22 protein-coding genes are annotated in these 20380 nt (G+C 70.2%); 8 read left to right on the top strand and 14 right to left on the bottom strand.

Going from position 1 to position 20380, the window contains the following annotated elements; all coding sequences use genetic code 11:
• Nucleotides 1-24: 24 nt before the first annotated feature.
• From ACGG9C_RS07870 to ACGG9C_RS07840, 7 genes are all read right to left on the bottom strand, one after another.
• Nucleotides 25-846 carry a hypothetical protein gene (locus ACGG9C_RS07870; protein WP_194383940.1) on the bottom strand — a complete coding sequence of 274 codons (822 nt, stop codon included), beginning with the start codon at nt 844-846 and terminating at the stop codon, nt 25-27.
• A complete protein-coding gene (locus tag ACGG9C_RS07865; protein ID WP_286718042.1) occupies nt 843-3053 on the bottom strand; it encodes an ADP-ribosyltransferase in 2211 nt (736 codons plus the stop codon). The genes ACGG9C_RS07870 and ACGG9C_RS07865 overlap by 4 nt, the downstream gene beginning before the upstream one ends.
• Nucleotides 3053-3397 carry a DUF6507 family protein gene (locus ACGG9C_RS07860; protein WP_071045199.1) on the bottom strand — a complete coding sequence of 115 codons (345 nt, stop codon included), beginning with the start codon at nt 3395-3397 and terminating at the stop codon, nt 3053-3055. Before ACGG9C_RS07860 ends, ACGG9C_RS07865 begins: the two co-directional genes overlap by 1 nt.
• Before the next feature lie 16 nt (nt 3398-3413).
• Nucleotides 3414-3725: a pore-forming ESAT-6 family protein gene (locus ACGG9C_RS07855; RefSeq protein ID WP_071045283.1), complete on the bottom strand. Its 312-nt coding sequence runs from the start codon at nt 3723-3725 to the stop codon at nt 3414-3416.
• An 11-nt stretch (nt 3726-3736) separates the two neighbouring features.
• A complete protein-coding gene (locus tag ACGG9C_RS07850) occupies nt 3737-4069 on the bottom strand; it encodes a hypothetical protein (RefSeq protein ID WP_071045198.1) in 333 nt (110 codons plus the stop codon).
• A gap of 137 nt (nt 4070-4206) precedes the next feature.
• The gene (locus ACGG9C_RS07845; protein WP_286718034.1) at nt 4207-4509 is read right to left on the bottom strand and encodes a DUF86 domain-containing protein; all 303 of its coding nucleotides are present in this window, start codon (nt 4507-4509) and stop codon (nt 4207-4209) included.
• 32 nt (nt 4510-4541) lie between these two features.
• The gene (locus ACGG9C_RS07840) at nt 4542-5063 is read right to left on the bottom strand and encodes a helix-turn-helix domain-containing protein (protein ID WP_390178510.1); all 522 of its coding nucleotides are present in this window, start codon (nt 5061-5063) and stop codon (nt 4542-4544) included.
• A gap of 9 nt (nt 5064-5072) precedes the next feature.
• Here ACGG9C_RS07840 and ACGG9C_RS07835 point away from each other — a divergent pair, with 9 nt between their 5' ends.
• Together ACGG9C_RS07835 and ACGG9C_RS07830 are read left to right on the top strand one after the other, a co-directional pair.
• Entirely contained in the window at nt 5073-5639 is a 567-nt protein-coding gene (locus tag ACGG9C_RS07835; RefSeq protein ID WP_390178509.1) for an HhH-GPD-type base excision DNA repair protein, read from the top strand.
• Entirely contained in the window at nt 5636-6058 is a 423-nt protein-coding gene (locus ACGG9C_RS07830) for a DUF1801 domain-containing protein (protein ID WP_286718028.1), read from the top strand. The genes ACGG9C_RS07835 and ACGG9C_RS07830 overlap by 4 nt, the downstream gene beginning before the upstream one ends.
• A 15-nt stretch (nt 6059-6073) precedes the next feature.
• Here ACGG9C_RS07830 and ACGG9C_RS07825 read toward each other — a convergent pair whose 3' ends face one another.
• Together ACGG9C_RS07825 and ACGG9C_RS07820 are read right to left on the bottom strand one after the other, a co-directional pair.
• Nucleotides 6074-7462, bottom strand: coding sequence for a glycine--tRNA ligase (locus tag ACGG9C_RS07825; RefSeq protein WP_286718026.1), 1389 nt, complete (start codon nt 7460-7462; stop codon nt 6074-6076).
• A gap of 105 nt (nt 7463-7567) precedes the next feature.
• Nucleotides 7568-8155, bottom strand: a complete 588-nt coding sequence (locus ACGG9C_RS07820) for a TetR/AcrR family transcriptional regulator (protein ID WP_390178508.1) — start codon at nt 8153-8155, stop codon at nt 7568-7570.
• Between the two features lie 82 nt (nt 8156-8237).
• On the opposite strand from ACGG9C_RS07820, the gene ACGG9C_RS07815 reads away from it, so the two are divergent.
• Entirely contained in the window at nt 8238-10841 is a 2604-nt protein-coding gene (locus ACGG9C_RS07815; RefSeq protein ID WP_194383950.1) for an MMPL family transporter, read from the top strand.
• Nucleotides 10842-10960: 119 nt separating this feature from the next.
• Here ACGG9C_RS07815 and ACGG9C_RS07810 read toward each other — a convergent pair whose 3' ends face one another.
• Together ACGG9C_RS07810 and menC are read right to left on the bottom strand one after the other, a co-directional pair.
• A complete protein-coding gene (locus ACGG9C_RS07810; protein ID WP_194383951.1) occupies nt 10961-11839 on the bottom strand; it encodes a hypothetical protein in 879 nt (292 codons plus the stop codon).
• Between the two features lie 134 nt (nt 11840-11973).
• Complete coding sequence (gene menC, locus ACGG9C_RS07805) at nt 11974-13107, bottom strand: o-succinylbenzoate synthase (protein WP_194383952.1); 1134 nt, start codon at nt 13105-13107, stop codon at nt 11974-11976.
• Nucleotides 13108-13222: 115 nt separating this feature from the next.
• Here menC and ACGG9C_RS07800 point away from each other — a divergent pair, with 115 nt between their 5' ends.
• Both ACGG9C_RS07800 and ACGG9C_RS07795 read left to right on the top strand, forming a co-directional pair.
• Nucleotides 13223-14023, top strand: a complete 801-nt coding sequence (locus ACGG9C_RS07800) for an SDR family oxidoreductase (RefSeq protein WP_194383953.1) — start codon at nt 13223-13225, stop codon at nt 14021-14023.
• Nucleotides 14023-14211 carry a multidrug transporter gene (locus ACGG9C_RS07795; protein ID WP_071045189.1) on the top strand — a complete coding sequence of 63 codons (189 nt, stop codon included), beginning with the start codon at nt 14023-14025 and terminating at the stop codon, nt 14209-14211. The genes ACGG9C_RS07800 and ACGG9C_RS07795 overlap by 1 nt, the downstream gene beginning before the upstream one ends.
• 36 nt (nt 14212-14247) lie before the next feature.
• Here the strand turns inward: ACGG9C_RS07795 and ACGG9C_RS07790 are convergent, their stop codons facing one another.
• Genes ACGG9C_RS07790 through ACGG9C_RS07780 form a run of 3 tightly spaced genes read right to left on the bottom strand, consistent with a single transcriptional unit; the run spans nt 14248 to nt 16076 of the window.
• Nucleotides 14248-14967 carry a GNAT family N-acetyltransferase gene (locus ACGG9C_RS07790; RefSeq protein WP_071045188.1) on the bottom strand — a complete coding sequence of 240 codons (720 nt, stop codon included), beginning with the start codon at nt 14965-14967 and terminating at the stop codon, nt 14248-14250.
• Between the two features lie 30 nt (nt 14968-14997).
• A complete protein-coding gene (locus ACGG9C_RS07785; protein ID WP_071045187.1) occupies nt 14998-15237 on the bottom strand; it encodes a DUF3072 domain-containing protein in 240 nt (79 codons plus the stop codon).
• A gap of 53 nt (nt 15238-15290) precedes the next feature.
• On the bottom strand, nt 15291-16076 hold the full coding sequence (locus ACGG9C_RS07780) for an alpha/beta fold hydrolase (protein ID WP_071045186.1): 786 nt from the start codon (nt 16074-16076) through the stop codon (nt 15291-15293).
• Between the two features lie 82 nt (nt 16077-16158).
• Between ACGG9C_RS07780 and ACGG9C_RS07775 the strand changes: the two genes are divergently transcribed.
• The 3 genes from ACGG9C_RS07775 to ACGG9C_RS07765 all read left to right on the top strand — a co-directional run bounded on the left by ACGG9C_RS07775 (nt 16159) and on the right by ACGG9C_RS07765 (nt 20360).
• Complete coding sequence (locus ACGG9C_RS07775) at nt 16159-17496, top strand: peptide synthetase (RefSeq protein WP_194383954.1); 1338 nt, start codon at nt 16159-16161, stop codon at nt 17494-17496.
• 124 nt (nt 17497-17620) lie between these two features.
• The gene (locus ACGG9C_RS07770; protein ID WP_194383955.1) at nt 17621-19141 is read left to right on the top strand and encodes a SulP family inorganic anion transporter; all 1521 of its coding nucleotides are present in this window, start codon (nt 17621-17623) and stop codon (nt 19139-19141) included.
• Nucleotides 19142-19229: 88 nt separating this feature from the next.
• Complete coding sequence (locus tag ACGG9C_RS07765) at nt 19230-20360, top strand: sorbosone dehydrogenase family protein (protein ID WP_194383956.1); 1131 nt, start codon at nt 19230-19232, stop codon at nt 20358-20360.
• Nucleotides 20361-20380: the final 20 nt, after the last annotated feature.

The following is a 20380-nucleotide window of genomic DNA, read 5'->3' as shown; positions in this document are numbered from 1 at the left end:
TGGGACAACAGACGGGCGCGCGCGTCATCGCGTCGGGCTCACCTCGATCACGTGTCCCACGACTGCTGTCTGACCCGGGAGATCAATCACGTCGTCGACGAGCCACTCGATCCCCCGAGCGAGAAGAAGGATCCCCGAATCTCCCTGCTGACGCGGCGGCTGGAAAAGAGCCGGTATCCCTGGAGGCACGCGCAACCTGACCACCGATCGCACCCCGGGGACCGTCCGGTCCACCGGCAGAAGCCGAGCCGTGAGATAACCCGACTCGCGGATGCTCTGCCCCGGGGAGAAGCGCTCATCTCCCCTGTCCGTCAACGTCACGACGATCGCCTCCGGCGTCGGCTTCCGCGCCAGAGCATCGTCCAGCTGCGCGACCCGATCGCGGATGGGTGGTGTCATCGGCGCTTTCCCGCTGAGAGCGGCGTCGATCTCGTCACGCGAAGGTGACGCCGAGCGCACTCTGCGTGACGATGACGTGCTCTCCGGATTGACGAAGCGTTCCAGATCCGCCTTCGAGGGGTACTCCTCAAGGGTGGGAGAGACTCTTCCGGCGGGTGCAGGCCCTTCGACGCCGAGGAGCCCTTCGATGGCTGCAGAGGCGGGCACTCCCCGTTGCTTGAGGTCGCGCAGCCTCGTGAGCCAGTAGCCCGACCCCTCGGGCTGGAAGTCTCCGGCACGCGTGGCGACGAGGCCGGCGGAGTCATCATCATCCACCCCGAGGTAGAGATACCCGACCGTCGCCCCATCACGAACGACAGCAGCAGCCTTCACCGCCCCCGCCGGGGCGGCGTTGTACCGGGGCGGACCTGCGACCGCCCGGCCCTGCACGTCGTCGACGTCCATCACTTCGCCACGCTTCCGAACACATGCCATTGTCCATCACGGAAGACCGTGTCTTCGGCCGTCCAACGGAGGTCGCGTCCGAGAAGGAGCTCCCGCTCCGTCGCCCCGAAATCAGAAACGGCTTCGACCCACAGAGCCGGCGTGCCCTCTGGCACACGGAGATGAAGCACCGCGTCCTGCCCGCTGAAAGCATCTGCAGCGTCCCCCAACGAGGTCGAGAGGTAGGCGCTCTCATCGAACGTCGTCCCCGCCGCATCCTGCGGAAGCACCGACCAGTGCGCCGTCCCCGTCCCCCGGGTCACGACGACGTCCTCGGTCAGCGGATGCGCCCGCATCGCCTCATCAATCCTGCTCACGTGTTGGGCGATCTCCTCGCTCATCGGCCCTCCACGGAGTGAGCCATTGATCTCGCGATAGGTGATGCCGGAGTCCCCGGGGACTTCGCGCGTGTAATCGTAGACGGCATCCGCGACATCCTCTGGCAGAGAGTCGGCGACTCCTGCCCATTCCGCTCGTCCGTACTCGATCGCCGCTGCGTCGTCGGCGAACGTGACCGCGCCCTCCGAGACGACTGCCATCGCTTGGGAATAGCGCTCGTCCGCCGAGAGATCGGGTGCGCCCGGATCGCCGGTATCGCTCAGGTGGTCGACGTCATCACCGGCCTGGGCCGCGTCACCGAACGCACCCTCGGGCAGCTCGACCCGTACGCCGGGGGCCTCCAGCACGGGCACACCGTCGTCGACGCGCGCCACGATCGCGTCCGGGTGGATGCCCAGCTCGTCGACGAGGGCGGTCATCGCCGTCTGGCCGGTGTCGGCGCGCAGCACGGCCGGCTGGCCGAGATCGTCGCCGAGGTCGACGACGTCGAGGCCGCTGAAGGTCGGTGAATCCAGTCGCGCCGCGAGGTCGCCGACGCCGGAGAAGGCGTGGCCGCCCACGCGCACCGCGCCGTTCACCGCCCATGCACCCGGGTCGATCAGATCGGTGAACCGCGCCATCTTCGACAGCACCGACGCCGCTGTGCCCGCGGTCTTGACACCCGCGACGGCGGCGCCGCCGGGAATGAGGATCGTGCCGACGTTGAAGACCGACTCACCGAGGGCCGTGCCGGGGTCATCCGCCCATTTGTCCCATGCGATGAGCGCCTTGCCGGTGTTCTTCGCGGTCTCATCCAGGCCGTCCTTGAACTCGGCGACCTCGTCCGGGAGGAATCCGTCGCCGCCGAACTGCCGCATCCCGTCATCGACCGCGAACAGGACGTTCAGCGGCGGCGTCGCCGCGATCACCCCGCTCAGGGCGAGCGAACCGAGACTCCCCCACGCCGCACCGTAGGCGTCCCCGGAGAAGAAGTCGCCCGTCGACGGGTCGTAGCCGAGCACGAGCGTGCCGAGGCCCTCGACGGTTCCCCACACGCCGCCGACGGCGATGCCCTCCCACAGGAAGTCTTTGAAGACGACGTTGACGGTCGCCTCGCCGCACCCCTCGGTGCGCTCCACCTCGGCGCCCCACGGCATCTCGGTGCCGGCCGGGATCTCGTCGATGCCGTAGGCGAGAGCGTCATCCTCGCTCGTGGCCGCCCGCAGCGGCGCGGCACAGTACAGCGCGCGGATCGCATTCGCGCACGTGCGCTCGGCCTCCCACAGGAGCACCTGCTGCGCATTGACCCGTGCGATCAGATCGTTGTTGCGGTCGACGTACTCCTGCACCTCATGCCACTCCTTCGTGACGGTGCGGTACTGGGAGACCTCCGTCGCGGTGGCGGTGCCGCCCGTCGACGACGACGAGTACGCGCCGTACGCGTTCCACGACCCCTGGTAGCCCTGCGTGCTCACCCAGGCCGGGTTCAGCTCGCGCACGCTCACGCCACCGGAGATCTCGGCGACGAACGTCTGCGCCTCCAGGCGCAGCGCATCCAACTCCGCCTTGATCGGGCGCACGTCGGCGGCGAACGCGGTGAGCGCACCGCCGACCGTCTCGATGCCGTCGCCGGATGCGGTCGCCTGGCTCGAGACCGGATCCATCAGCCCGAGCAGGGTCGCCGACTCGGGGGCCTCGTAGACGCCTGCCATGCGCTGCCACGACAGCTGCACCTGCGAGCCGGTGTCGCGCACGGTGCCCGCGAGCGAGGTGACCGTCGCCGCGTTGGTCTCGATCGCCTCAGGATCCAGATCTCTGCCCGGGATCTGTTCCGGGTCGATCGCCGCCGGCATCAGTCGGCCCCGAGCGGCAGGGAGGCGGGCGTGATCGCGGCGACGCTCGCTGCCTGCGCGTCGGCGGCCATCGCGAGGTCTCCGGTGACGTACGCCTCGGTCGCTGACACGACACCGCTGGTGGCGGCGCCGATGCGGGCGCTCATGCCCTGGATACGGGGCGACTCGACGGTGTCGAAGTAGGACTGCACGGCCTCGGCGATCGCGCCGGACTGCGTGGCCGTGACGGCGGCGCCGAGGGGCGCGCCGAGCGCGTTCAACGCCTCGCCGAGGGCTTCGGCGTGCGGGTTCACGGCGGTGAGGACTCCGGCGACGCCGGACGGGTCGATGCTCCAGGTGGTCACGTGCGTGACGACCCGGTCAGCCGATGGATTCGACGGCCGCGCGCGCCTTGCGCAGCGCTTCCTGCGCCGTCTCGTCGTTGCGCTCGAGCGACGTGCGCAGCGTGGTGATGATCGTGCGCACCTCGCCGGCGGCCGCCTTCCACCGCTGCTCCTTGGCGCGGTAGTCCTCGGACACGCCCTCGGCGGTGTAGTCGGCCATCGCGGCGGCCACGTCGCGGTCGTGCTGATCGATGACCGCCTCGAGCTGCGCGGCGACGCGGTTGAAGTTGTCCTGCGCGTTCTGCGAGGCCGCGATGTCGTAGTCGCGGCGGTCGTTCTGATTCACCATGATGCCGCCCCTCACCGTCCGCCGAAGCGTGCGGCATCGAACGAGGCGCCGCCTTCGAGGCTCGACGTGCTGTCGATCATGGCGCCCTCCCCCTCGAGGAAGGACCGGTTCATGCCGCCGATGCCGCCGAGCACACCGTCGAGGGATGCCTTCAGCTCGGCCGAGATCACATCGGTGCGCGACTTGAAGCGGTCGAAGGCCGCGCGGCCCGCTCCCTGGAATCGCCCCTCGAGCGGCTCTGCCGCCTCGAAGAGCTGGCGCACCAGCACCTGCAGATCGTCACTCGATCCCGACGTGGACTTCGTCAGCACCCCGAGGGTGTCTGCTCCCATCGCGAACTTCATGTCGCCCCCGACCTCTCGTTCCGTCCGACCCAACTCGGACGCATCCGAAAACAACGATACGAAAATACCCGCCGATACGGAGCCCGAAGACCAGATGAAAGAAGTCTCACGCCGCGACGGCCGCTGTCACACTGTGTTCAGTCACCGAGGAGCGGCCTGACTGCCGCGTTGACGCGAGGGAGGTCGACGTTGATCGTCGCCCACACCGCGTCGTAATCCGTCGCCTCATAGTGGTGCGCCAGCCGATCGCGCATGCGCTTGATGCTCGACCAGGGGACCTGCGGGTTCGCGAGGATCGTCTCGTCGCTCAACCGTGCAACGTTCTCACCGATCTTGATGATGATCGACTCGGCCGCGAGGCCCGGCGTATTCAGATCGTCCGAGCGGTACCAATCGCGGCCTCGCGCGGCGAGTCGAGCGCCGTCATCGCACAATCGCACGATCTCACGTAGCGCCCGCCGGTCCCGTTCCTTCACGCCGCCACGGCTGACCGGAGGATCGGATGATCGAGGGGAAGCGCGCCGTCAGTGACGACATCGACAGGAACGCCGAGCATCTCTTCAGCGGCGATCGTGAACTCGGCGATCGCCAGCAGCCCGACGGAGGACGACCGCGTGACGAGGAGATCGAGATCACTTTCCGTCGTGTCTGTGCCGTTGATGGCGGATCCGAAGACGCGAACGTTGCTCAGTCCGTAGTCCGCGGCGAGGTCCTTGATTCTCTCGCGGTTCTGCTCGAGCGCTTCATGGGGCAAGGGGCGCATGGCGGCCTGCAGACGTTCGAGCATGGCCGCCGACGGCTTCCGGCTGCCGGACTCGTAGGCGGCGATATTGGGTTGCGCCACACCGGTGCGCGTGGCGAGCTGTGCCTGGCTGAGCCCCGCTCGCTCGCGCCGGTCCCGCAATGCCTCACCCATATCGCCATGATATCGCCCCATCGAATGGTGCGGAAGGGAGCTCGGACGATCTGGCCCGGCGCCCGAGGCCGCTGTCACACTGTGTTCATGGACCTTCGCATCACCGACGACGCGGCCGCCGACCGGCTGCTCTCCGACGACCCGCTCGCCCTCCTCATCGGGATGCTGCTCGATCAGCAGGTGGCCATGGAAGTCGCTTTCGCGGGTCCGCTGAAGATCCAGCAGCGCCTCGGCACGACGGACGCGGCGGCACTGGCCGCCGTGGATCCGGACGACTTCGCCGCGGCCTTCTCACAGCCGCCCGCGGTGCACCGCTTCCCGGGGTCGATGGCCGGACGCGTGCAGGCGCTCTGCCGCACCATCGCCGACGACTGGGGAGGCGACGCCGCAGCACTGTGGACGCAGGACGACCCCGACGGCGCGACGGTGCTGAAGCGCCTGAAGGCCCTCCCGGGCTTCGGCGACCAGAAGGCGAAGATCTTCCTCGCCCTTCTCGGCAAGCAGTACGGCTACGACGGCGCCGGCTGGCGTGAGGCCGCAGGATCCTACGGCGAGGAGGGCTCCTATCGCAGCGTCGCCGACATCACATCCCCCGAGTCGCTGACGAAGGTGCGGGAGTACAAGCGCGCGATGAAGGCGGAGGCGAAGACGTGAAGAAGACCGGCGGAAGCGTGGCGGCGTTCATCGCGGAGGTCGCCCCGACGAAGCGGCAGCGCGACGCGCACGCCCTCGTCGACATGATGCGCGAGATCAGCGGACGCGAACCCGAGCTGTGGGGCACGATCGTCGGATTCGGCAGCTGCCACTACCGCTACCCCACCGGCAACGAGGGCGACATGCCCGTCATGGCCTTCGCTCCGCGGAAGGCCGCCTCGACGATCTACCTCGACTCGATCGAGGCTCACGAGCAGGCCCTCGCCGATCTCGGCCCGCACACCAGCGGCGTCGGCTGCCTCTACATCAAAGACCTCGAGCAGATCGATGACGCCGTGCTGCGCGGCATCCTGGAACGCTCGCTCGCCTACACCGAGGGCGGCGGCGGCGAGTACGCGCAGATCACCGTCATCGACTGACGCGAACCCCGCCGGTCAGGCGCCGCGGAGGCGCTCGGCGAGGTAGGCGTCGAGCTGGTCGAGCGCGACGCGCTCCTGCGCCATCGTGTCGCGGTCGCGCACCGTGACGGCGCGGTCGTCGAGCGAGTCGAAGTCGACCGTCACGCACAGCGGCGTGCCGATCTCGTCCTGGCGACGATAACGGCGACCGATCGCGCCGGCGTCGTCGAAGTCGGTGTTCCAGCCGTGGCCGCGCACGCGGTCGGCGACCTCACGGGCCAGCGGCGACAGCTTCTCGTTGCGCGACAGCGGCAGCACCGCGACCTTCACCGGCGCCAGGCGCGGGTCGAGTCCCAGCACCGTGCGGGTGTCGGTGCCGCCCTTGGCGTTCGGCGCCTCCTCCTCGCGGTAGGCGTCGACGAGGAACGCCATCATCGCGCGGGTGAGGCCGAACGACGGCTCGATGACATACGGGATGTACTTCTCACCCGAGGCCTGGTCGAAGAACGTCAGGCTCTGCCCCGACGCCTCGGTGTGGCTCTTCAGGTCGTAGTCGGTGCGGTTGGCGACACCCATCAGCTCGCCCCACTCCTTGCCGGGGAAGCCGAAGCGGTACTCGACGTCGATCGTGCCGGCGGAGTAGTGCGCGCGATCCTCCTCGGGCACGTCGAACCGGCGCATGTTGTCGGCGCTCACGCCGAGGTCGATGAACCAGTTCCAGCAGGCCTCGACCCAGTGGTCGAACCACTCGCCGGCCTCGTCGGGCGCGGTGAAGAACTCGATCTCCATCTGCTCGAACTCGCGGGTGCGGAAGATGAAGTTGCCCGGCGTGATCTCGTTGCGGAACGCCTTGCCGACCTGGCCGATGCCGAACGGCGGCTTCTTGCGGCTGGCGGTGAGCACGTTGGAGAAGTTCACGAAGATGCCCTGCGCCGTCTCGGGGCGCAGGAAGTGCAGGCCCGACTCGTCGTCGACGACCCCGAGGTAGGTCTTGACCAGGCCGGAGAACGCCTTGGGCTCGGTGTAGCGCCCCTTGGTGCCGCAGTTCGGGCACGGCACGTCGGCGAGGCCGTTCTCGGCGGGGCGCCCCTTGCGTGCCTCGAAGTCCTCGATGAGATTGTCGGCGCGGAAGCGCTTGTGGCACTGCAGGCACTCGACCAGGGGGTCGGTGAAGGTCGCCACGTGACCGGATGCCTCCCACACGCGCTTGGGGAGGATGATCGAGGAGTCCAGCCCCACCATGTCGCCGCGGCCGCGCACGAAGGTCTGCCACCACTGGCGGCGGATGTTCTCCTTCAGCTCCGTGCCGAGGGGACCGTAGTCCCATGCCGACCGCGACCCGCCGTAGATCTCACCCGCTTGGAACACGAACCCGCGATGACGGGCGAGGGCGATGACTTTGTCGAGACGGGACTGCTCGGCCACGGTGGCTCCAATGGTCGTTCTGGGGGTGTGTGCGCCGATCGCGCGGAACCGGCGACGCCGGCATCCCCCGATTCTAATGAGCGGATGCCGACCGCACCGTCGCGCTCACTCGCGGGCGGGCGCGTACCGGCCGAGCACGATGTCGACGAGGCGTTCGGCTTCGCCGTCGTCGGCGTCGGAGCGTGCGACGATCCGCAGCACGATCGCACCGATGAGAAGCTCCACGATCGACGCGATGGGCGCCTCCGCGGGAAGCTCCCCGTCGGACACCCCCTGCTCGAGTCGTCGCACGAGGTCGGCATCGGCGCCGAGGTTGTCGCGCACCCGCTCGCCGATGGCGGGGTTGATCGTGCCGGCCGCGACGAGCGACTTCAGCATCTCGTCGTGCTCCGGGTCGTCGACGAACGCCAGCACCGTGCGCATCCACCGTGCGAGGTCGTCGCGCAGCGTGCCGTCGAAGCGGGGCACCACCTGCTCGGGCATGAGCATGCCCTCGATGAGCGCCTCGGCGACCAGGTCGCTCTTGGTCGGCCACCACCGGTAGATCGTCTGCTTGCCGACGCCCGCCTCGGCGGCGATGCCCTCGATGCTCAGCTGCCCGAAGCCCTTCTCCAGGAACAGCCGCGCCGTCGCGCGGAGGATCGCCAGCCGCGCCGCCTCGCTGCGGGGCGCACCACCTCGTCGGTCTGTCACGGTCATCCTCGATTCAGGTTACGAGACGGTTCGTATCGTATGCTGTCGTCGCTCCCGATCGCATCCGCCACGAAAGGTGATCATGGCAGAACTGCTGTACCGGCTCGGCAAGGCCTCCGCGAAGCGCGCGTGGATCGTGATCGTCGCGTGGGCGGCGGTCCTGGGGCTCGCCGGCGGCGCGTTCGCCGTCGGCTTCGGCACCCTCGCGACGAGCTTCGACGTGCCCGGCACCGCATCGGGCGAGGTGATCGACGAGCTGGCCGAGGAGCTGCCGGATTATGCCGGCGCATCGGGTCAGGTCGTCTACCACGCCGAGGACGGCGAGGCCCTCACCGCCGACCAGCAGGCCGACATCGCCGCCGTCGCCGAGGGGCTCTCCGACCTTCCCGACGTCGCGCAGGTCGTCGATCCCTTCGAGACCGAGCAGGAGCGCGCGGACCGCGAACAGGAGATCGTCGACGGTCGCGCCGAGATCGAGGACGGCCAGGAGCAGCTCGACGCCGGCCAGGAGCAGCTGGATGCCGCGCTCGACGACCTCGAAGCCGGGCAGGAGCAGCTCGACGCCGGGCACGAGCAGCTCGACGCCGCTCGCGAACAGGCCGAAGCCGCCGGCGCACCCGCCGAGCAGATCGCCGCGCTCGATGCGCAGCAGGCCGAGCTCGACGCCCAGCAGGAGCAGCTCGCCGCGGCCCGCGAGGAGATCGCCGCGCAGCAGGCCGAGCTCGACGAGGGTCGCGCCGATCTCGTCGAGGGCGCGGAGCAGCTCGAGCTCGGCGCCGATCTGCTCGCGCTCTCGGACGGCATCCGCGTCGTGTCCGAGGACGGCGCGACCGCGCTGGTGAACGTCTCGTTCGACGTGCCGCTGCTGGAGCTCGACGCCGCATCGAAGGAGGCCGTGATCTCCTACGTCGAGGCGAATCCGATCGACGGCGTCGAGTACGCCTTCTCGTCGACCCTCGCCCAGTCGGTTCCGAACCTGATCGGCGTCGGAGAGATCGCGGGCCTCGCGATCGCCGCGGTCGTGCTGCTGGTCATGCTCGGCACGGTCATCGCCGCAGCGCTGCCCATCGTCACCGCTCTCGTCGGCGTAGGCATCGCGGTGCTTGCCGCCCTGTCCCTGTCCGGCGTGCTGGACATGTCGAGCGTCACGCCGGTGCTCGGCATCATGCTCGGGCTGGCGGTCGGCATCGACTACTCGCTGTTCATCATCAACCGCCACCGCAAACAGCTGCTCGAGGGCGCGGAGATGCGCGAATCCATCGGACTCGCCAACGGCACCGCGGGAAACGCGGTCACCTTCGCCGGCTCCACCGTCATCATCGCGCTGCTGGCGCTGAACATCACCGGCATCCCCTTCCTCGGGCTCATGGGAACCGTCGGCGCGTTCGCTGTGCTCATCGCCGTGCTGATCGCCGTCACGCTCACGCCCGCGCTGCTCGGGCTCATCGGTCCCCGCGTGCTGAACCGGCGCGCCCGGGCGAAGGTCGGCACCGTCCACCACGAGGATTCCGGCGCCGCCCCCATGGGCACGTGGCGAGCCGTGCTCACGGCGGCCGGTGCGATCATCGCGCTGCTGGTGATCGCCATCCCGGCCCTGTCGATGCGCGTCGGACTGCCCGACGGCTCGAGCGAGCCCGAAGAGTCGTACGCCTACCAGGCGTACACGCTCACCGAGGAGGCGTTCGGCGCCGGCGTCAACGGCACGCTGCTCGTATCGGCGACGCTGCCCGGCGACCTCGACGACACGGCCGAGCTGCAGGCGCAGCTCGACATCGCCACCGCCCTGTCCGACCTCGACGGCGTCGTCGCCGTCGCACCGATCGCCGTATCGGATGACGGCACCCTGGCGGCGTTCCAGGTGGTGCCCGAAGACGGGCCGAGCTCGGTGTCGACCGAGGAGCTCGTGCGCGACCTGCGCACCCTGCCCCCCGTCGACGGCGAATACGCACTCGGCGTGGCCGGCCAGGCCGCCATCAACATCGACATCTCCGAGAACCTCGCCGCGGTGCTGCCGCTGTACATCGCGGTCGTCGTCGGACTGTCCCTGATCATCATGATCGTGGTGTTCCGGTCGCTGCTCGTGCCGATCATCGCGACGGGCGGGTTCATCCTGTCGCTGTTCGCCACCTACGGCGCGACCGTCGCGGTGTTCCAGTGGGGCTGGGGCGCCGACATCATCGGCCTGCACGCGACCGGCCCCATCCTGAGCTTCCTGCCGGTGCTGCTCGTGGGCATCCTCTTCGGCCTCGCCATGGACTACCAGCTGTTCCTGTCCTCCGGCATGCGGGAGGCGTTCGTCCACGGCGCCCCTGCCCGCCTCGCCGTGATGCGGGGGCTTCGCGCCGGCCGCGCCGTGGTCACGGCGGCGGGCCTGATCATGGTCTCGGTGTTCGGCGGGTTCATCTTCGCCGAGTCGACCATGATCCGCTCGATCGGGTTCGGTCTCGCCTTCGGTGTGCTGCTCGACGCCTTCGTCGTGCGAATGCTGCTCATGCCCGCGCTCATGCACCTGCTCGGCCGCTCGGCCTGGTGGCTGCCCCGATGGCTCGACCGGATCATCCCGAACGTCGACGTCGAGGGCGCCAAGCTCGAGCGCGCCCACCACGCCCCCTGGGCCGACGGTGACGAACCGGCCGGCGACGAGCCGCTGACACGGCGCGAGGCCCGCGAGCGCGGCGAGCTCTGACACCTTCGCCGTCGACAACACAGGAGATCCGCGCGCCATGGGCTCGTCACGGCGCCTGACGCGCCGTCCGGCCCGCGAATCTCCTGTGTTGTTCACGCCGCTCACGGCCGCCGGCGGGGTCAGCTTTCGCTGAACCCGCACCAGTCGGCGACCCACGTGAGGATGCGGCCGCGCAGCGCGTCGCCGACGAAGAGCTCGACCTCGCCGGACTCCCCTGCCACCGAGACCCGCACATCGAAGATCGTGCCGCGTTTGTCCTCTTGCACCGCGTGAGCGTCGCAGCGGGTGGGGACGACCGGCAGGTCGAGGGTCGTGGGTTCCTTCCCCGGCTGCACGAGCACCCCGATCGGGAGCACGCCGTCGATGGTGGCGTCGCCGAAGGTGAGCAGGTTGGTCTGCTGGACCGCGGTCACTTCCGCCTCGCCGTCGCCCACCGCAACGATCTCCATGTGCAACAGCGCCGGTTCGCCCGAGGGTGACGGCGAGAACCCCGTGAACGCGATGTCGGCCGCGGCGGCGAGCGCCTCGGCCCGGCACTCCCGGTCGTGGAGGGGACCGGCGAACCCGAGCGGATCCGCGATCGGAAGAGTGACGCCGCGAGAGGTGCCGTCGGCGATGAGCTCGAGGCGCACCGACGGATCCGCACTCGATGCGATATCGCACGTGACCGCAGGCAGCTGCACCCGGATGTCGATGGATCCCCCGGCGGGAACCGTGCTCCCCCGGTCCACGAGCCGGACCGCATCCGCCACGAACCGCGGATCGACGACGGCGACCTCACCGATCCGCACGGCTGCCCCGGAGAGGTTCTCCACTCGCACCTGCGCGTGCCGCTCCGCCACGTCCGCGCGCAGCTGGATCAGGGCCGCCCGCAGCTCCGGCTCGCCGCTCCCGCCGGATCCGTCCGTCGGGCCGCCGGCGCACCCCGTCAGCACCGCGAGCGCGAACGCCGCGACCAGCGCGCGTCGCCTCACACGCATCCGCGCCGCCCCTCGCATGCGCTCACGCTACGCCCGCCGCTCCCTCCTCGGGAGGACATCGCCGTTCCAGAGGATCCTGCTCGCGAATCCGTCCTCTCGGGGAGGGAAATCCTCTCGAAGCAGCGGGAAGAGGGCGGCGGGCCGGGCCCGGGTCAGGGGCGGATGACGGCCTTCTCGACGGTGAACGCGTCGAGAGCATCGGGGTCGATATCGACACCGAGGCCCGGTCCGGTCGGCACGCGCACGTGCCCGTCGTCGAGCACGGCGGGTTCGGTCACGATGTCGCGGGCGTAGAACCGGTCAGCGGCGGAGACGTCACCGGGAAGGGTGAAGCCCGGCAGAGCGGCGAGCGCGGCGTTCGCCGCCCGGCCGATGCCGGTCTCGAGCATGCCGCCGCACCACACCGGCACGTCGGCGTCGCGGCACAGGTCGTGGATGGCGATCGCCTCGAGATAGCCACCCACGCGCCCGGCCTTGATGTTCACGATCGCGGCCGACCCGAGCGCGAGCGCGTCGGCGGCGGCCTTGCGCGAGGTGATCGACTCGTCGAGGCAGACCGGCGTCGACAGGCTGCCGGCGAGGGTGGCGTGATCCACCAGGTCGTCCTCCTGCAGCGGCTGCTCGATGAGCAGCAGGTCGAACCGGTCGAGCTGCGCGAGGGTGTCCGTGTCGGCCAGGGTGTAGGCCGAGTTGGCGTCGACCTGCAGGGGGATCGAGCCGAACGCCTCGCGCACCGCGGCGGTGTCGTCGATGTCGCGACCGGGTTTGATCTTGATCTTGATGCGCACGTAGCCGTCGTCGAGGTATCCGCGAACGGTCTCGACGAGGGCGGTGGGGTCGCGCTGAATGCCGACCGACACCCCGGAGGGCACCCGGTCGGCGACCGCACCGGCGTAGGACCCGAACGAACGCCCTTCGCCCCGCAGGGCGGCGTCGAGCACGGCGAGCTCGAGCCCCGCCTTGGCCATCCGGTGCCCGACGAAGGGCTCGAGCACGCTCGCGATCCGCTCCGGCGCGATGGTTCGCTCGGCCAGCAGCGCCGGGATGAGGAAGCGCGTCGCGACATCCCACGCGCCCTGGGTGTACTCGCTCGAGTACAGCGGCGCCTGCTGCGTGACGATCTCACCCCATCCCTCGACCCCGTCGGCGAGAGCGCGCACGACGATCACCTCGCGAACCGTCTCGGTGCCGAACGACGTCGTGAACGGCGAGACGAGCGGGATGTGCAGCACGCGCAGCTCGAATCCGTCGAGGTCGACGGATGCTGCGGGGCGGGTGACCGGCATCCCCCCACGTTAGCGAGGTACCGCAGACGGTCGTCGAGCGTTCGGCGTCTAACGCCAGGCAGGACGCCTGTAAAGCCCCTCTCCCGCGTCGGATTCGGGTCGTAGCGTCGGCACCATGCAGACGACATTCCATCCTCGACGCGCGATCGTGACCGGCTCGGACTCGGGCATCGGCGCGGCCACCGCGCTGGCGCTCGCCGACGCGGGTCTCGACGTCGTCGTGACCTGGCACAGCGACCAGGACGGTGCGGAGGAGACCGCGCGGGGTGTGCGGGATCGCGGCCGCCGCGCGCATGTGCGGCAGTTCGACGCGACCGATCTCGACCGGGTGGAAGCCGACATCGACAGCATGGCCGACGAGCTCGGCGGCCTCGACGTCTTCGTGAACAACTCCGGCGGCGGCAACGGGGGCCCGTTCCTCGATCTCGACCTGGCGACGTGGCGCAGCATCGTCTCGCTCAACCTCGACGGCGCGTTCCTCGCCCTGCAGGCGGCTGCTCGCAGGATGGCGACGCAGCGCACCGGCGGCCGCCTGATCGCCGTCACGAGCGTGCACGAGCATCAGCCGCGCGTGGAGTCCGCCCCGTATGTCGCCGCCAAGCACGGCCTCGGTGGCCTGCTGAAGGTCATGGCGCAGGAGCTCGGAGCGCACGGCATCACCGCGAACGCCGTAGCACCCGGCGAGATCGCGACGCCGATCAACGACATGGAGGCCGGCGACGCCGAGCAGACCCACCGCGCCGGCATCCCGCTGGCTCGTCCGGGTGCGCCCGAGGAGGTCGCCGCGGTGGTCGCGTTCCTCGCCTCGCCGGCCTCAAGCTATGTGACGGGCGCGAGCTGGGTGGTCGACGGTGGGATGCTTCAGATGGGACCGCAGGCGGGCTCCCATCTGAACAGCGACGAATGGAGGATCTGATGTCGGGAGCGGACGAGATGACCCCCGAGGAGAAGCGGCACGACCAGCTGACCTCGGCGCCGGCGGCCACGGAAGACGACGCGGCTCCGCGGATCGAGATCACCGAGCACGACGGCATCACGCGGATCGACGTGCGCGACGACGCCGAGGTGCGGCCGGGGGGCCCGCAGGTCCCGGAAGAAGACTGAGCCGGCTCCTCGTCCCACCGGTTGGGCGCCTGCCGGTCAAGGACGCACGAGGAGGTAGCCGCGGGCGTCGTCGAACCCACCGATGACGAGCCCGTCGGCCAGATGCGCCAGCAGCTGCTCGCGCACCCGGAGACGCCAGGCGCTCGCGGCAATGGGGTCGCTGCGGCGGAGCGTCTCGATGTCGGCGGGCACCTCCACGGCGGCGACGACGCTGTCATCGGGCGGAGTGAGGGCGGGAGCCGAGGCGATCGCCCACGCGACGAGGATGCGGTCCGTCTCGTCGCCGCGGTTGACGCCGTCATCCATCGCGCCGTAGTGGTTCACCAGGTACTCGACGGCGCGCACGCCGAGAACACGGAAGTTGAAGTGGGCATTGCGACGCACGAGCGGATCGAAGGTCCAGGTGATCGTGCCGACATCGCGGGCGAGCGCCCATTCGCGCTGGTGCTGCTTCAGCAGCCGACCGACGCCCCGCCCCTGATGCTCCGGCAGGACGCCGGTGATGTGGGAGTGCATCGTGCGCTCGGGCGGCGCTCCGAAGAAAGCCACCGAAGCACCGACCATCTCGGCTTCGCGCCAGATGCCCACGGTGTACGACCCGGCATGGGCCATCGCGCGCAGCAGCTGCGGCGGCATCGCGGCGCGATCACCGCCCCACACGCGCGCGAGCACCTCACTCGCGACGACCGCGTCGTCCACGGTCGCCAGTGGCCGGATGTCGAGCCCGGCCGACGTCTCCCCGTGCTCCGCGATCATGCCGCCCACGATACGCGGGCGGCAAGGCGCTCACTGCGGTGAGCGCCCGGTCTCCTGCTGCAGCCGATCGATCTGCTCCGAGGCCTCGGCCTTGCTGATGTCAGCGGGAATCTCCTCGCCCGCCTCACGCGCCAGGGTGTCGAGGTAGCTGCGCTGGGGAGCGGTCATCGGCTCGTCGCCGGTGACCCACGTCGACGGGTCCTTCTCGGCGGCGGTGTCGCCGTCGTCGGTGGCGCCGAGCATCTCACGGTCATCATTCGCCTGTGCCATGGGTCGATGCTAGGCAGCGGTCCCGACACCGGGGCGGGGGTTGACGTGCCGGCTCAGCGCGGGTCCGTCGTCGTGACGTGCTCGGCGAACAGGCCCGGCCAGGCCATGATCCCGTAGGGCGTCCTCGCGATGACCAGCCGCGCGTCGGGCAGCAGCTTCTTCAAGCGCTTCGCGGTGGAGACCGGATGCGCCGCATCCCCCGTCCAGGCGAGGATCAGCGTCGGCGTCGTGATGCGCGACACCGCCTTCTCGCTCGGGAAGTCGGTGCTCGCCGCGCCGCGCAGCACCGTGGGAAGCAGGTCCTCGGGCACGGTCGGCGTCGTCGAGGGCGCATCCGACAGCGCCGGGGGCACGGGCGCGGTGTGGTTGGCGTGGAAGACCCCGAGGCCCTCCTTCTCGATGAGCGCCGCGTTCGCGCGGTAGAGCTGCGTCTGCGCCGACCGGGTCTCCCACGCGGTCGGCGGCACGACCAGGGTGAGACTGGCGAACCGCTCCGGATGCTTCTTCGCGGCATGCAGCAGGGTCGCCGATCCCATCGACGGCCCGACGGCGTGCACGGGCTCTCCCGGCGCGACGTGGTCGAGCAGGGCCAGGAGGTCTTTCGCGAGGCGGTTCCACTGGTACGACCTCGGATCGAGGTCGCCGGTGGATCCGCCGTGTCCGCGGGCGTCGTACCGCAGCACGCGATGGCCGCGCAGGGAGCGGGCGAGATCGAGCCCGAGCTGGGCGTCACGATCGCGGGATGACGTCAGGCCGTGCAGCTGCACCACGAGCGGGCCGGCGTCGCCGGTGATCTCGTAGTCGAGCGCAGCCCCGTGCGGAACCTCGAGAGTGGGCACCGTTCCTCCATCTCCGGTGCACCGTCGCCGGTTGTGACATGCCGTCGCGGGAACGAAACACCGGGCCTCTACACTACGGGCGATGCGGCTCACGAATATCGCGCAGGCCACGCTTCCGCCCGGAGCGGTGCACAGCTACGCCCTGCGCCCGGTCGGTCCCCGTGGCCGCGCTCTGCCGGTGTCGTTCGATCAGGGCCGTCACGTCGGCGCCGGAGACCGGCCGGGATCCTGGATGTCGATCGCGCTGCGCCTGCCGCCGGGCACCACGCGCGATGCGCTCGCGGCCGCGTGGGAGCGCGCGGTCGACCGGCACGGCACGTTCCGCACGGTGTTCGGCCTCGACGACGCCGGCGAGCCCACGCTGCACGAGATCACGCTGGGCGACGGCGCCTGGGAAGAGCATCACGTTCCCGAGGGGATCGCGACCCGCGAAGTCGTGCGGGAGGTGTTCGACCTCGCCTGCCGCCCGCTCGCGGCGCCGTCCCACCGCCTGTGCGTGATCGAACCGGATGGCGCCGCCGACGATCCGCGCCCGTGCGTCGTCGTCGGCGCCGACCACGCCCACGTCGACATGTGGTCGCTCGTGGTGGTGGCGCGGGATGTCATCGCCTACCTCGACGCAGCTGCCGGGCAGGCGGGCGCCGACGACCTCCCGGACGCCCCGCCGTTCGCCGCGCACACCGCTGCGCTGGAAGATCGCGGTCCGGCACCCGAGAAGGTCGCGGCCCGATGGGCGGAGATCCTCGAGGTGTGCGGGGGCGAGATGCCGCGCTTCCCTCTCCCGGTCGGCGACCCGGCGCCCGGTGCCCTCCCGGTCGTCGAGGTGCGCGAGGTGCTGGATGCGATCGACTACGACGCGTTCGCCGGCGCGGCCAAGGCTGCGGGCACGTCCACGATCGGGCTGGCGATGTCGGCCCTGACCGAAGTGACCCGCCGCGTGGCGGACGCCCCGCTGCGGGCCGTGTTCCCCGTGCACAGCCGGCACGAGCCGCGCTGGCACGACTCCTCGGGCTGGTTCATCACCAACTCGGTGCTCGAATGCGTCGACGACGCACCCGCGGCGTGCGCGGCATCCGTCAAAGAGGCCATCACCCTGGGGTCGCATCCCCTCGCCCCGATCCTGGAGCCCTACGGCGGCATGAAGGTGCCGCGCGGCATGTTCGCCCTGTCGTGGCTGGACACCCGGCGCCTGCCGGTCGAGCTCGACGACGACCTCGACGCGCAGTACGTCTCGGCGGTCGCCGCGAGCGACGACGTCATGGTGTGGTTCGTCGTGAACCGACGCGGCCTGCATCTGCGGTGCCGATACCCCGACACCGATGAGGCCGTCGCCTCCGTCGGCGCGTGGCTCGATGCCGTCGCGGAGGGGTTTCTCGCACGCCTGCCCGACAGGACCGCACTCGTCGGCGAGGTGGGCTGACGCGGTCCGGCACGCACGCGTCCAGGCGCGTCCCGTACCCTGGATGACCGGAACCACGCCGCGTTGCACCTCCCGCGCGCGCCCGCCCGGCTCGTTCGAGCCTTCCTGCCTTCCCGGAGATCCCATGGCCACCGCCGCGCGCGCCACCGCGTCCGACCGATACCGACCGCGCCCATCCGTCCTCGAGGCGCTGCGCAGTCCGCGCATCCTCACCAGGGAGGTGCTCGCCGGTCTCGTCGTCGCCCTCGCCCTGATCCCCGAGGCGATCTCGTTCTCGATCATCGCCGGGGTCGACCCGCGCGTGGGGCTGTTCTCGTCGTTCGTGATGGCCGTCGCCATCGCGTTCCTCGGCGGACGCCCCGCGATGATCACCGCCGCGACCGGTGCCGTCGCCCTCGTGATCGCCCCGGTCGCCCGCGAGTACGGCATGGACTACTTCCTCGCGACCGTGATCCTCGCCGGCGTCTTCCAGGTCGTCCTCGGCGCGGTGGGCGTCGCCAAGCTCATGCGCTTCATCCCCCGCAGCGTCATGGTCGGCTTCGTCAACGCTCTGGCGATCCTCATCTTCACCGCGCAGATTCCGCACCTGATCGACGTGCCGTGGCCGGTCTACCCGCTCGTGATCGCGGGACTGGTGATCATCGTCGGGATGCCGCGCCTGACCAAGGCGATCCCCGCACCCCTGGTCGCGATCGTCATCCTCACAATCATCACCGTCACCTTCGCCATCGCCGTCCCGACCGTGTCGGACCAGGGCGAGCTGCCCGACAGCCTGCCCGAGCTCATCATCCCGAACGTGCCGCTGACCGGTGAGACATTCGCGATCATCGCCCCGTACGCCCTCGCGATGGCCCTCGTCGGCCTGATGGAGTCGCTCATGACGGCCAAGCTCGTCGACGACATCACCGACACGCATTCCCACAAGACCCGCGAGGCTCTCGGCCAGGGCGCCGCGAACGTGCTGTCGGGCGTCTTCGGCGGCATGGGCGGGTGCGCGATGATCGGCCAGACGATGATCAACGTGAAGGCCTCCGGCGCCCGCACCCGCATCTCGACCTTCCTCGCGGGCGTGTTCCTGCTCATCCTCGTCGTGGGCCTCGGCGACATCGTGGGGCTCATCCCGATGGCGGCGCTCGTGGCCGTGATGGTCATGGTCTCGGTCGCGACCTTCGACTGGCACTCCATCCGCCCGGGCACCCTCAAGCGCATGCCGATCGGCGAGACGATCGTGATGGTCGCCACCGTCGTCGCCGTCGTCATCACCCACAACCTCGCGATCGGTGTCGTGCTGGGGGTCGTGGTCGCGATGGTGATCTTCGCGCGGCGCGTGTCGCACTTCACCACCGTGACGCGCACGGTGGACCGGGATGCGGAGGTGCCGACCGCGCACTACCGCGTCGACGGCGAGCTGTTCTTCGCCTCGTCGAACGACCTGACGACGCAGTTCGAGTACGCCGACGATCCCGACGACGTCGTCATCGACATGTCGCGCTCGCACGTCTGGGACGCCTCCACCGTCGCCGCCCTGGATGCGATCGTGACGAAGTACGAGAACCACGGCAAGCGTGTCGTGATCGAGGGCATGAACGAGTCGAGCTCGGCGATGCACGCGCGCCTGACCGGCAACCTCGGCGGCGAGGGCTGAGGAGCTTGCGCTGAACCGAGCGGCCCTCGACGGGTCGCACGCGACGTAGGGTGAAGCTCCGGTCGAGGACGAGGGCGGAGGCGGACCGATGGTCGAATTCCGACGGGCACGCGCCGCGCTGCTGGCAGGCACCGCCGCCGTGGCCCTGAGCGCCTGCACCGCCGGTCCGCCGCCGACACCGCAGACGTCGGTGACATCGGCGCCCACCGCCGCGACCACTCCGCCACCCGAAGGAAGACTCGTCCTCGAGGGCTCGGTCGAGACGGTCGCCACCGGCCTCACAGCCCCCTGGTCGATCGCCTTCACCTCCGACGGCACGCCCCTCGTGTCCGAGCGCGATACCGGCCGCATCCTCGAGGTAGCAGCCGACGGCTCGACCCGAGAGATCGGCACGGTCGGCGGCGTGGTCGCGGGCGGGGAGGGTGGCCTGCTCGGGCTCGCCGTCGACGATCAGGACCGGCTCTACGCCTACGCCACCGGGTCGGGCGAGAACCGTATCGATCGATTCGCCGTCACCGGGGCGCCGGGGTCGCTCGCGCTCGGCGACCACGAGACCGTGCTCGACGGAATTCCCGCCGCGCGCATCCACAACGGCGGGCGCCTCGCCTTCGGACCGGACGGCATGCTCTACGCGACCACCGGTGACGCCGACCGGCGCCCGTCGGCGCAGAATGTCGACAGCCTCGCGGGGAAGATCCTGCGCATGACGCCGGACGGCGACCCGCCGGCCGACAATCCCTTCGAGGGCTCGCTCGTCTACAGCTTCGGGCACCGCAACCCGCAGGGCATCGGATGGGCCGCGGACGGGACGATGTTCGCCAGCGAGTTCGGACAGGACACGTGGGACGAGCTGAACATCATCGTTCCGGGCGGGAATTACGGATGGCCGGAGGTGGAGGGCACCGGCGGGGCGGAGCGGGGCTTCATCGACCCCGTGCAGCAGTGGAACCCCGACGAGGCGAGCCCGAGCGGGCTGGCCGTCACCGGCGGCACCGTCTTCGTCGCCGGACTGGGTGGCGAGCGGTTGTTCACCATCGACGCTTCCGCGCCCGAGACGTCCGAGCAGCTCCTTCGCGACGAGTACGGACGCATCCGCGACGTGACCGTCGCACCCGATGGCACCCTGTGGGTGCTCACGAACAACACCGACGGCCGAGGATCCCCACGCGAGGGCGACGACCGCATCCTCTCCCTGCCCCTCACGCGTACGGGCGATTGAGGGGCCGCCCGGCGGGCACG

It is taken from the genome of Microbacterium sp. MTN4-26 (assembly GCF_042846595.1).
Lineage (GTDB): Bacteria > Actinomycetota > Actinomycetes > Actinomycetales > Microbacteriaceae > Microbacterium > Microbacterium luteum.
Note: the sequence above shows the minus strand (reverse complement) of the source record. Positions and strands in the feature narration are given on the sequence as shown.

Bases quoted from the DNA above. Each gene is read 5' to 3' on its own strand.
- ACGG9C_RS07865 (WP_286718042.1), bottom strand. From the start codon at position 3,053: ATGCCGGCGGCGATCGACCCGGAACAGATCCCGGGCAGAGATCTGGAT.
- ACGG9C_RS07855 (WP_071045283.1), bottom strand. From the start codon at position 3,725: ATGGTGAATCAGAACGACCGCCGCGACTACGACATCGCGGCCTCGCAG.
- ACGG9C_RS07850 (WP_071045198.1), bottom strand. From the start codon at position 4,069: ATGAAGTTCGCGATGGGAGCAGACACCCTCGGGGTGCTGACGAAGTCC.
- ACGG9C_RS07835 (WP_390178509.1), top strand. From the start codon at position 5,073: ATGGACCTTCGCATCACCGACGACGCGGCCGCCGACCGGCTGCTCTCC.
- ACGG9C_RS07815 (WP_194383950.1), top strand. From the start codon at position 8,238: ATGGCAGAACTGCTGTACCGGCTCGGCAAGGCCTCCGCGAAGCGCGCG.
- ACGG9C_RS07810 (WP_194383951.1), bottom strand. From the start codon at position 11,839: ATGCGAGGGGCGGCGCGGATGCGTGTGAGGCGACGCGCGCTGGTCGCG.
- menC (WP_194383952.1), bottom strand. From the start codon at position 13,107: ATGCCGGTCACCCGCCCCGCAGCATCCGTCGACCTCGACGGATTCGAG.
- ACGG9C_RS07800 (WP_194383953.1), top strand. From the start codon at position 13,223: ATGCAGACGACATTCCATCCTCGACGCGCGATCGTGACCGGCTCGGAC.
- ACGG9C_RS07795 (WP_071045189.1), top strand. From the start codon at position 14,023: ATGTCGGGAGCGGACGAGATGACCCCCGAGGAGAAGCGGCACGACCAG.
- ACGG9C_RS07790 (WP_071045188.1), bottom strand. From the start codon at position 14,967: ATGATCGCGGAGCACGGGGAGACGTCGGCCGGGCTCGACATCCGGCCA.
- ACGG9C_RS07785 (WP_071045187.1), bottom strand. From the start codon at position 15,237: ATGGCACAGGCGAATGATGACCGTGAGATGCTCGGCGCCACCGACGAC.
- ACGG9C_RS07775 (WP_194383954.1), top strand. From the start codon at position 16,159: ATGCGGCTCACGAATATCGCGCAGGCCACGCTTCCGCCCGGAGCGGTG.
- ACGG9C_RS07770 (WP_194383955.1), top strand. From the start codon at position 17,621: ATGGCCACCGCCGCGCGCGCCACCGCGTCCGACCGATACCGACCGCGC.
- ACGG9C_RS07765 (WP_194383956.1), top strand. From the start codon at position 19,230: ATGGTCGAATTCCGACGGGCACGCGCCGCGCTGCTGGCAGGCACCGCC.